A 10,216-nucleotide genomic window follows, 5' to 3' on the forward strand; every position below is an offset into this window, starting at 1 on the left:
GATCCTGCGGATGCGCAAGGCACGCCGCAGCCGGCTCCGGCCGGGCTCCCCAGGGGCGCTCACCCGCGCTTGCGCATCCGCAGGATCTTGAAGAACCCGCCGGGGAAGGTCGGGGCGACCCCGATGAACTCGACGCCGTTCCGGCGCGCCCACGCCTCGATCCGGGTGGACTTGAAGTCCGAGGACCAGCCGATCTTCGTGCACAGGGGCGCGACGATCTCCTCGACGCGGGCGACCGGCCCCTCGGTCTGACCGAAATGGTTGGCGAGCACGATCCCGCCGCCGGGGCGCACCACGCGCAGGAACTCCGACAGGGCGGCCTCCGGGTCCGGCACCAGGGTGATGAGGAACTGCGCCACCACCGCGTCGAAGCTCGCATCGGCGTAGCCCAGCCGGCAGACGTCCATCACCTGGAGGCCGCGGACGTGGGTGAGGCCGCGCCGGAGCACCTTGCGGCGGGCGCGCCGGAGCATGTCCTCGGAGAGGTCCACGCCGCAGACGAGGCTGTTTGCGGGATAATAGCCGAGCGACAGCCCGGTGCCGACGCCGGCCTCCAGGATGCGCGGCCCGCTCTCGGCCGCGGCCTCGACCGCGGCGCGGGCGGCGGGCTCGGTCAGCTTGTCGTAGACCACGTCGTAGACCGGGGCCCAGCGGGCATAGGCCTTGCGCATCAGGGCCGTGCTCGGCCCCGCCCCCTGCGGCTCGCTCAGCATCGTTCGACCATGTTCCTTGGGATCGTCATGCCCGCTCAGGCGGCGCGGGCGGGGTTGGCCGACACGGCATCGACCCGGCGCGGATGGTCCCGCCCCCGAGCACCCGGGCACGGGTGCCCGCGTCGGCGTAGACGGCGCAGGCCTGCCCCGGCGAGACCCCGTCCTCGGGCGTCTCCAGGATCACCTCGGCCGCGCCGGATGCGGAATCGTAGCTGAGGCTGGCCGGGCGGGGCTCGCGGGTGGAGCGCACCCGCACCGCCACCGGCATGTCCGCGACCTCGGCCAGCGGATCGAGGCCGAGCCAGTTCATGTCGGTGAGGCGGATGCGGTGGGTCGCCAGCGCCGTGCGGGGGCCAACCACGACGCGGGCGCTCTCCGGCTCCAGGCGCACCACGTAGAGGGGCTCGCCGACCGCCAGCCGCAGGCCGCGGCGCTGGCCCACGGTGTAATGGATGATGCCTTCGTGCCGGCCGATCGCCCGGCCGTCGAGGTCGACGATGTCACCGGGGCGCGCCGCGTCCGGGCGCAGGCGCGCGATCACGTCGGCGTAGCGGCCCTGCGGCACGAAGCAGATGTCCTGGCTGTCCGGCTTCTCGGCGACGGAAAGCCCGAGTTCGTGGGCGAGCCGCCGGGTCTCGTCCTTGGGCAGCTCGCCCAGGGGAAAGCGCAGGTAGTCGAGCTGCTCGGGCGTCGTGGCGTACAGGAAGTAGCTCTGGTCGCGGGCCGGATCGAGGGCGCGGTAGAGGCCGCGCCGGCCCGATCCGTCGAGGGGGCGGCTCGCCACGTAGTGGCCGGTGGCGAGCGCGTCGGCATCGAGGTCGCGGGCGAGCCCCAGGAGGTCGCGGAACTTGATCGAGCGGTTGCACTCGACGCAGGGGATCGGCGTCTCGCCCGCGAGGTAGCTCTCGGCGAACCGGTCGATGACGGCATCGCGAAACCGGTCCTCGTAGTCGAGGACGTAGTGCGGGATGCCGAGGTGCTCGGCGGCGCGGCGGGCGTCGTGGATGTCCTGGCCGGCGCAGCAGGCGCCCTTGCGGTGGGTCGCGGCGCCATGGTCGTAGAGCTGGAGGGTGACGCCGACGACGTCGTAGCCCTGCCGCTTCAGCAGCCCCGCGACCACGGACGAATCCACGCCGCCGGACATGGCGACGACGACGCGCGTCTCGTGGGGGGCCTTCGGAAGATCGAGGGAGTTCATGGCGCCGGGTCTTGCGGCCGAAAGAGCCTTGCGGCCGTGAAACCTGCGTTCCCGGCCGCCCGCGGCTGTCTATAGCGAGTGTCGTCCCGGCTTTCCAGGGCGGTGCGCGGACTGTGCCAACGACGCCCCCGACCCGGCAAACCCTGCCGGGCGGCCGGCAGCATCGGCCGCACGGCGCGGTCAATGAGGCTGCAATTCACGAAATACCGCTTTTCTGCCAGTGGTTTGTTCGGATGGGAGCGCTGGCGCGGCGCTTGCTCACAGGGATGGGCGAGGAGCAGGTGCATGGCGGTTGCGAACACGGATTGGTTGGATGCCGTCTCCAAGCTGCCGGTGCGGACGCCTGCGCGCAGCACGGCATCGCACCGGGCCGAGGCGGGCGCGCAGGACGGCTTCGGCGACACACTGAGCGCCGCGACGCGCAACGAGGCACCGGCAACCAAGCCCGCGACCCGGTCGCAGGACGTCGCGAAGCCGATCGTGGCGGCCGAGCGTCCGCGGGAGGCCGCCGTTCCGGATCGGGCGCGGCCCGACGCCACCGTGCCGGACGATGCCCGCACGCAGGACGTGGCGGCGAAAGATGTGCCGGCCGCGGGTTCCGCCCCTTCGAGCGACCCCGATCCGTCGAAGGATGCCGGCACGACGGAAGGTTCGGAGACGGCCGCCGACACGGAGTCCCCGGTGCAGGACGCCGTGGCCGCGCCGCAGGTCGCGCCCGTTCCGATCCCGGTCCAGCCCGTGCCGACGCCTGAACAGGCCGCGCAGGCTGCAATGCTGGCATTCCTGGCCACGGGGGCGCAGCCGACCACCGGCGCGCCGGCCGCCGCCGGTCCTGCGCCTACGGATGCCGCCGGCGCCGCGGCAGCGGCCTCCGGTGGGCCCGTCGTCGTCCCGCAAGGGGCGGCCGGGCCTGGCGCCTCGGCCGTTTTGGGCACCGGGTTCGGCACGATCCGCATCGGCGGGGCTGCGGCATTTTCCGCCCAGGCCGGCGCCGGGGCGGTGCGTGCCGGAGAGCGGATCGTCGCGGGTGTAGCCGCCCCGGCGAACGCCGCAGGCGCCGTCCATCCCGAGGCGCTGCCGGTCGAGGCCGTGGCCGGGATCGAAACGGGCAAGGGGGATTCGACCGATACGGACGCCTCCGAGGCCGATGCCTCCAAGACCGATGCCTTCAAGATCGACGCGGCAAAGGCCGACGCGACCAAAGCCGATGTGGGCGCGGCGGACACGCCGGGCACGGGCGCGGCCACGCCGGACAAGCCGGATTTCGTGGCCGCCCTCGCCGACGCGACTCAGGCGCTTGCCCCCGCGGACGTGAACGCCCTCAAGGCGCCGGCGGCCACCGCTCCGGCGCACGCCGCCGCGACCTCGGAGAAGGCGGCGGCCCAGAGCACCGCCCCGGCCGTGCCGATCGGCCAGGTGCCGATGACGATCGGGCTGCGGTCGCTGTCCGGATCGAGCCAGTTCGAGATCCGCCTCGATCCGGGCGACCTCGGCCGCATCGACGTGACGCTGGACATCGACAAGGAGCGGGGCACGGTGATGACCCACCTCGTGGTCGAGCGGATCGACACCCTGGCGATGCTCCAGCGCGACGCCGGCAGCCTGCAGCAGGCCCTGTCGCAGGCCGGGCTCGACGCTGCCGAGGGTAGCATCAGCCTGTCCCTGCGCGGCGAGGGCGGCGCCGGCAGCAACGATCCGGGTGCCCGCGACGGGCAGGCCCGCAAAGGCGGCGGCCGGCCCGGCGACACGCCGGAGGCCGCCTCCCCCATCGACACCCTTCCGCTCCGGTCGCTGCGCGGCCTCGGCGGCCTCGACATCCGAATCTAGGGATTCTCACCATGACCTCGGGCATCGCAAGCCTGGCGAGTTCGGCCTCGTCCAGTTCGACCTCCACCGCAAAGACCAGCGCCCAGGAGATCGCGGGCAACTTCACCCAGTTCCTGACCCTGCTGACCACGCAGCTCAAGAACCAGAACCCCCTGGACCCGATGGACACCAACCAGTTCACCCAGCAGCTGGTGCAGTTCGCCCAGGTCGAGCAGCAGCTGAAGGGCAACGACCGGCTCGACGGCATCCTCGCCAGCGCCAAGGCGTCGAGTTCGGCCTCGGCCACGAGCTATATCGGCCAGACGATCACGGCCGACGGCAAGACGGCGCAGCTCGCCGACGGCGCGGCCACCTGGAGCCTCACCGCGCCGCGCGCGGCCACCAAGGCGACGATCACGATCTTCGATTCGAGCGGGAACCTGGTCGGCAGCCAGACGACGCCCCTGGCGGCGGGCGGGCAGACCTATACCTGGACCGGCAAGACCTCCTCCGGGATGACCGCCCCGGACGGCACCTACACGATCAAGGTCGCGGCCCAGGACGCCACCGGCCAGACCGTCTCCGTGGATACCGGCATCTCCGGCAAGGTGGACGAGGTCGACCTCACCGGCAGCGAGCCGGTCCTGCTTCTGGGCGGCACCCGCGTGCCACTGTCGAGCGTGCGCTCGGTCGGGTTGTCCACAAGCGCGAGCTGACGAATCATATCCGAGTGATCGGCTTCAACATCTTTTAAGCCGACGCAAGTACCTTCGAAGCTCGACAGGTCAGTCGAGTGTAGAGCGTATCATGACCGAACCACATCGCCCGAGAGTGAAGTACGTGATCGGGCCAGACGGAAGTCCCCTGACGATCGCAGACCTGCCGCCGCCGAGCACCCGTCGATGGGTGATCCGGCGCAAGGCCGAAGTCGTCGCCGCCGTCCGCGGCGGACTCCTCAGCCTCGAAGAGGCCTGCAAGCGCTACACGCTGACGACCGAGGAATTCCTCAGTTGGCAGTTCTCGATCGATCAGCACGGGCTTGCCGGCCTGCGCACGACGCGCATCCAGCATTACCGCCACTGATCCGCTCGGGAATCCGGCCAGCCGTTCCCGCGCCGGAAGTCCCTCGACCCCACGACGAAGCCGTGTCCATCCCCATGGGCGCGGCTTCGTCGCGTCCGGGCCGGGCTCGCCAATGCGCGTTCCATTAACCCGCCGCTAACCACGCACACGGCAGATTTTGCCGAGCGGCCCGCGGGGGCGGCGCAAGGGTCGGGCGCGTCCACGTCGTGAAGCCGGTTCTCGATCTCGTCACGAAGCTCGGACCGGCCCGCCTCGCGGCCATGGCGGCCGTGACCCTGACGCTGATCGGCTTCTTCGCCTTCATCATCATGCGGGTCTCGCGGCCCGACATGGGCGTCCTGTTCGCCGACCTGTCGATGCAGGATTCGGCCTCCGTGATCCGCGACCTCGACGCCCGCGGCATCCGCTACGAGACCAAGGGCGATTCCGGCCAGACCATCATGGCGCCGCGCGCCGACCTCGCCCGCCTGCGCATGGATCTGGCCGGCAAGGGCCTGCCGACCCAGGCCGGCGTGGGCTACGAGATCTTCGACAAGGGCGACGCCTTCTCCTCCACCAACTTCGTCCAGAACGTGAACCACCTGCGGGCGCTCGAGGGCGAGCTCGCCCGCTCGATCCGGGCGATCGGCCGGGTCCAGGCCGCCCGCGTCCACCTCGTCATGCCCGAGCGCCGCCTGTTCGAGCGCGACCGGGAGATGCCGAGCGCGGCCATCGTGCTCAAGCTGATGGGCGACCTCGATCCGGGCCAGGTCCGCGCCATCCGGCACCTCACCGCCTCCTCCGTGGAGGGGCTGAAGCCCGAGCGGGTCTCGATCGTGGACGAGCGCGGGCGGCTTCTCGCCGACGGCGCCCGCGGGGCGGGGGCCGAGGCCGGCGCGGGGATCGAGGAGAAGCAGGTCGGCCTGGAACGCCGCCTCCGCTCCCAGATCGAGGAGATCGTGGCCGGCATCGTCGGGCCGGGCCGGGCCCGCGTCCAGGTCTCGGCGGAACTCGACGTCAACCGGGTCGAGAGCCGCTCGGAGACCTTCGACCCCGAGAGCCGGGTGGTGCGCTCCAGCCAGACCCGGACCGAATCCTCCCTCTCCGGCGGCGCGGAAGGCCAGGTCAGCGTCGGCAACGAGCTGCCCGGCGCCAACCAGGACAAGCCCGCGAGCTCGAAGGACACGGCCAACAAGAACGAGGAGACGACGAACTACGAGATCTCCCGCGTGACCAAGACCGAGGTGGTCGAGGGCGGCCGGATCAAGCGCCTGTCGGTCGCGGTGCTGGTGGACGGCGTCTACGCCACGGGGCCGGACGGCAAGCAGACCTACCAGCCGCGGCCCGCAGCCGAGATCGAGCGCATCGCGGCCCTGGTCCGCACCTCGGTCGGATTCGACAAGGGCCGCGGCGACCAGCTCGAAGTGGTCAACCTGCGCCTGGCCGAGGCGCCGGTGCCGGCCGAGTTCTCCGAGCCGTCCCTGGTGCAGTCGCTGCTCAGCCCGACCAAGGAGGAGGTGCTGCGCCTCGTCGAACTCGGCATCCTGGCCCTGCTGACCCTGATCGTGCTGCTGGCCGTGGTGCGCCCGCTGCTGCGCCGTGTGCTGACCGCCGACCCCCTGCCCACGGCCCTGCTCGCCGCGGGTGCGGGCGAAGTCGGCGAGGGCGGCGTCGTCACGATGATCCCGCGCGACAGCGAGACCACCCGGCTGATGGAATACGCCAAGATCAACGGACAGGTTCAGGCCGAGACCGTCCAGCGCGTCGTGGACATGGTCCGCGCCAGCCCCGCCGAGACGGTCGAGGTGCTGCGCAACTGGATTCAGGAGACCTGACGATGGCGCCCCTCGCGCATGCAGAGGTCTCCACGGCATCGTCCGGGCGCGGCTGCGCCCGGACGTCTCTTTCACGTGTAGCGTAAGGGAAACGGGACGATGGCGGCCGGGATCGGGCTCGAACAGGCATTGCAGGCGGCCGGCGGATCGAGCTTCGCGTCGATGCCGGGCCCGCAGCGGGCGGCGGCCCTCCTCCTTCTCCTCGGCGAGGCGGACGGGGCGCCGATCTGGCAGTTGCTGGAGGAGGACGAGGTCAAGAAGGTCTCGCACGCCATGGTCCAGCTCGGCTCCCTGGAGGCGGAGACCGTCGAGAAGCTGATCGTGGACTTCGTCTCGCGGCTGTCCTCGGGCGGCGGCATCACCTCGAACTTCGAGCGCACCGAGTCGCTGCTGCTGAAGATCTTCCCGACCGAGCAGGTCTCCCTCATCATGGCCGAGATCAAGGGTGCCTCCGGCAAGCGCGTCTGGGCGAGCATCGCCCAGGTCGACCCCGAGATCCTGGCCTCCTTCCTGCGCAACGAGTACCCGCAGACGGTCGCCGTCGTGCTCTCGAAGGTGCGCTCGGACTACGCCGCCAAGGTGCTGACCATCCTGCCCGAAGAGTTCGCCATCGACGTGCTCAACCGGATGCTGCGGATGGAGACGGTGCAGAAGGAGGCCCTGCGCCACATCGAGGAGACCCTGCGCGTCGAGTTCGTCTCGACCATCGCGCAGACCTCGCGTCGCGACGCGCACGAACTCATGGCCGATCTGTTCAACGCCTTCGACCGGCAGACCGAAGGCCGGTTCCTGGCCGCCCTCGACCAGGCCAACCGCGGCTCGGCCAAGCGCATCCGCGAGCTGATGTTCACCTTCGAGGACCTGCTCAAGCTCGATCCCGGCAGCGTGCAGACCCTGATGAGCAGGATCGACACCAACACCCTCTGCCGCGCCCTCAAGGGCGCCGACGAGCGCGTGCGTGGCTTCTTCATGAAGCAGATGTCCACCCGCGCCGCCAAGAACCTCGGCGACGAGATGGCGTCCATGGGCCCGATCCGCCTGAAGGAGGTGGACGAGGCCCAGACCAAGATGACCGAGATCGCCAAAGACATGGCCGAGAAGGGCGAGATCATGATCGCCAAGAACAGCGCCGAAGAGGAGCTGGTCTATTGAACGCCAAGTCCTCCCAGACGGCAAAGCCCTTCCTGTTCGAGACCGACTTCCGCCGTCCCCAGGCGAGCCCCTCGGCGGTGCGGGCGGCCGAGGACGCGGCCCAGGCCGCGGCTCAGGCGCATGCCCGCGGCGTGCAGGAGGGCCGCGCCCAGGCGGAGGCCCACGCGCAGGGGCGGCTCGCCGACGCGATCACCCGCCTGAGCCTCGCCGCCGCGGGCCTCCTCGCCCAGGCCGACGCCCGCGATGCCGAGCGCGAGGACCAGGCCGTCGAGGTCGCCGTTCTGCTCGCGCGCAAGGTCGCGGGCGAGGCCCTGGAGGCGCGCCCGATGGCCGCGATCGGCGAGGCCGCGCGCACCGCCCTCCAGCACCTGCGCGGCGTGCCCCACCTCGTGGTGCGGGTGCATGACGGCCTCGTGGAGGAGGCCGAGACCCTGATGAAGCGGCTGGCCCGCGAGCGCGGCTACGAGGGCCGCCTCGTGGTGCTCGGCGACCCCGACCTGTCGCCGGGCGATGCCCGCATCGAGTGGGCCGATGGCGGCATCGTCCGCGAGCGCGCCCGCATCGAGGCGACCGTGCTGGCCTCCCTCGGCCTCGACTCCGCCGCCGACAGCCTCAACCCCTGAGCCCCCCATGTCCGACGATTTCAGCCTGCCGCAGCTCGGCGCACAGGATTCCGACTTCGGCGCCCCCGAATCGATCCGCGACGCGCCGACCGCGCCCAAGTCCGCCGCCGACCTCGAACAGCTCTTCGACGTGCCGGTCGTGGTCTCCGCCGTGCTGGGCGCCGCGCGGATGCCGATCGGCGACCTGCTGCGCCTCGCACCCGGCACCGTGCTCGAACTCGACCGCAAGGTCGGCGAGGCGATCGACATCTTCGTCAACAACCGCCTCGTCGCCCGCGGCGAGGTCGTCCTGGTGGACGACCGCCTCGGCGTGACCATGACCGAGATCGTCAAGGGCGAGAACTGAGCCCCGCCCCACCGGCACATGACGGACCGCCGCGCCCCGCGCGGTCCGGACAGGATTTGGAGACACCGCCATGCGGCTCTTGATGATCGGACGGCTCAACGGCGAGCTGATCACCGCCTCGAAGATCGCCATGAACCGCGGCGCCGCCGTGACCCAGGCCGACAGCGTCGCGCAGGGGCTCAACGTCCTGCGCGCCCGCGGCGCCGACCTGATCATGATCGACGTGGGCCTCTCGATCCGGGAGCTGGTGGCGGCCCTGGAGGCCGAGCGCATCCGGACCCCGGTGGTCGCCTGCGGCGTCGCCACGGACGCCAAGGCGGCGGTGGCCGCGATCCAGGCGGGCGCCAAGGAGTACATCCCCCTCCCCCCCGACCCGGAGCTGATCGCCGCGGTGATCGAGGCGGTGGCCGCCGACGGGCGCGCCTTCGTCTGGCGCGACGCCTCCATGGAGCGGGTGGTGCGGCTGGCCGAGCAGGTCTCCCGCTCCGAGGCCTCCGTGCTCATCACCGGCGAGAGCGGCACGGGCAAGGAGGTGCTGGCCCGCCACGTCCACGCCAAGTCGCTGCGCGCCAACAAGCCTTTCGTCTCGGTCAACTGCGCCGCGATCCCCGAGGCGCTGCTCGAATCCGAATTGTTCGGCCACGAGAAGGGCGCCTTCACCGGGGCGATCGCCCGCCGCATCGGCCGCTTCGAGGAGGCGAGCGGTGGCACGCTGCTCCTCGACGAAATTTCCGAGATGGACGTGCGCCTGCAATCCAAGCTCCTGCGCGCCCTGCAGGAGCGCGTGATCGACCGGGTCGGGGGCACCAGTCCGGTCAAGGTCGACATCCGCGTGCTCGCCACCTCGAACCGCAACCTCACCGAGGAGGTCCGCAAGGGCACCTTCCGGGAGGACCTGTTCTACCGCCTCAACGTGGTCTCCCTGCGCCTGCCCCCCCTGCGCGAGCGCCCCGCCGACATCCTGGAACTGGCCGCCCACTTCGCCCGCAAATACGCCGAGGTGAACGGGCTGCCGGTGCGCGCCCTCGGGGCGGCCGCCCAGGCCATCGTCATGAAGAACCCCTGGCGTGGGAACGTGCGCGAACTGGAGAACACCCTGCACCGGGCGGTGCTGCTCGCCAGCGGTTCGGAGATCGGGCCGGAGGCGATCATGACGCCCGAGGGCGACGTGATCGCGGCGGCGGACGGGCCGGCGGTGCGGGCGGCCCAGATGGCCGAGGCCGCCACCCGCGGCCTCGTCGGGCGCACCGTGGCGCAGGTCGAGTGCGACCTGATCCTCGACACCCTCGACCATTGCCTCGGCAACCGCACCCATGCGGCCCGGATTCTCGGCATCTCGATCCGGACCCTACGCAACAAGCTCAACGAGTACGTCGATTCGGGGCTCCAGGTGGCCGAGCCGGGCGGCATCCGCCCGGTCGCCGCCTACGGCTGATACCGCGTCCGCCTGATCGAAGCGGACGCGGTATCGCGAAGCCCGC

Annotated in this window: 10 protein-coding genes; 8 read left to right on the forward strand and 2 right to left on the reverse strand. The window is 71.3% G+C overall.

Features of this window, described 5'->3' with window-relative positions:
* Window positions 1-59: 59 nt before the first annotated feature.
* A complete protein-coding gene (locus COGEMETH_RS00005) occupies window positions 60-713 on the reverse strand; it encodes a class I SAM-dependent methyltransferase (protein ID WP_238180567.1) in 654 nt (217 codons plus the stop codon).
* A gap of 25 nt (window positions 714-738) precedes the next feature.
* Window positions 739-1,911 (reverse strand): tRNA 2-thiouridine(34) synthase MnmA, encoded by a 1,173-nt coding sequence (mnmA, locus tag COGEMETH_RS00010; RefSeq protein WP_238180568.1) that lies wholly within the window; start codon window positions 1,909-1,911, stop codon window positions 739-741.
* Window positions 1,912-2,196: 285 nt separating this feature from the next.
* Between mnmA and COGEMETH_RS00015 the strand changes: the two genes are divergently transcribed.
* The 8 genes from COGEMETH_RS00015 to flbD all read left to right on the forward strand — a co-directional run bounded on the left by COGEMETH_RS00015 (window position 2,197) and on the right by flbD (window position 10,170).
* Window positions 2,197-3,738, forward strand: a complete 1,542-nt coding sequence (locus tag COGEMETH_RS00015; RefSeq protein WP_238180569.1) for a flagellar hook-length control protein FliK — start codon at window positions 2,197-2,199, stop codon at window positions 3,736-3,738.
* Window positions 3,739-3,749: 11 nt separating this feature from the next.
* On the forward strand, window positions 3,750-4,433 hold the full coding sequence (locus COGEMETH_RS00020) for a flagellar hook assembly protein FlgD (protein ID WP_238180570.1): 684 nt from the start codon (window positions 3,750-3,752) through the stop codon (window positions 4,431-4,433).
* Window positions 4,434-4,524: 91 nt separating this feature from the next.
* Window positions 4,525-4,800, forward strand: a complete 276-nt coding sequence (gene sciP / locus COGEMETH_RS00025) for a CtrA inhibitor SciP (RefSeq protein ID WP_142585083.1) — start codon at window positions 4,525-4,527, stop codon at window positions 4,798-4,800.
* A 206-nt stretch (window positions 4,801-5,006) separates the two neighbouring features.
* Complete coding sequence (gene fliF / locus COGEMETH_RS00030) at window positions 5,007-6,614, forward strand: flagellar basal-body MS-ring/collar protein FliF (protein ID WP_238180571.1); 1,608 nt, start codon at window positions 5,007-5,009, stop codon at window positions 6,612-6,614.
* Between the two features lie 99 nt (window positions 6,615-6,713).
* Entirely contained in the window at window positions 6,714-7,766 is a 1,053-nt protein-coding gene (locus COGEMETH_RS00035; RefSeq protein WP_238180572.1) for a flagellar motor switch protein FliG, read from the forward strand.
* On the forward strand, window positions 7,763-8,389 hold the full coding sequence (locus tag COGEMETH_RS00040) for a FliH/SctL family protein (RefSeq protein ID WP_238180573.1): 627 nt from the start codon (window positions 7,763-7,765) through the stop codon (window positions 8,387-8,389). Before COGEMETH_RS00035 ends, COGEMETH_RS00040 begins: the two co-directional genes overlap by 4 nt.
* Before the next feature lie 7 nt (window positions 8,390-8,396).
* Window positions 8,397-8,735 (forward strand): flagellar motor switch protein FliN, encoded by a 339-nt coding sequence (gene fliN, locus COGEMETH_RS00045; RefSeq protein ID WP_238180574.1) that lies wholly within the window; start codon window positions 8,397-8,399, stop codon window positions 8,733-8,735.
* Between the two features lie 70 nt (window positions 8,736-8,805).
* Complete coding sequence (flbD, locus tag COGEMETH_RS00050) at window positions 8,806-10,170, forward strand: sigma-54-dependent transcriptional regulator FlbD (protein WP_238180575.1); 1,365 nt, start codon at window positions 8,806-8,808, stop codon at window positions 10,168-10,170.
* The last annotated feature ends 46 nt before the right edge of the window (window positions 10,171-10,216 follow it).

It is taken from the genome of Methylobacterium trifolii (assembly GCF_022179685.1).
GTDB lineage: Bacteria > Pseudomonadota > Alphaproteobacteria > Rhizobiales > Beijerinckiaceae > Methylobacterium > Methylobacterium trifolii.

What these genes read in the sequence shown, in the direction of transcription:
- COGEMETH_RS00020 (WP_238180570.1), top strand. Translation starts at nt 3,750, where the DNA reads ATGACCTCGGGCATCGCAAGCCTGGCGAGTTCGGCCTCGTCCAGTTCG.
- flbD (WP_238180575.1), top strand. Translation starts at nt 8,806, where the DNA reads ATGCGGCTCTTGATGATCGGACGGCTCAACGGCGAGCTGATCACCGCC.
- COGEMETH_RS00035 (WP_238180572.1), top strand. Translation starts at nt 6,714, where the DNA reads ATGGCGGCCGGGATCGGGCTCGAACAGGCATTGCAGGCGGCCGGCGGA.
- sciP (WP_142585083.1), top strand. Translation starts at nt 4,525, where the DNA reads ATGACCGAACCACATCGCCCGAGAGTGAAGTACGTGATCGGGCCAGAC.
- fliN (WP_238180574.1), top strand. Translation starts at nt 8,397, where the DNA reads ATGTCCGACGATTTCAGCCTGCCGCAGCTCGGCGCACAGGATTCCGAC.
- COGEMETH_RS00015 (WP_238180569.1), top strand. Translation starts at nt 2,197, where the DNA reads ATGGCGGTTGCGAACACGGATTGGTTGGATGCCGTCTCCAAGCTGCCG.
- mnmA (WP_238180568.1), bottom strand. Translation starts at nt 1,911, where the DNA reads ATGAACTCCCTCGATCTTCCGAAGGCCCCCCACGAGACGCGCGTCGTC.
- COGEMETH_RS00005 (WP_238180567.1), bottom strand. Translation starts at nt 713, where the DNA reads ATGCTGAGCGAGCCGCAGGGGGCGGGGCCGAGCACGGCCCTGATGCGC.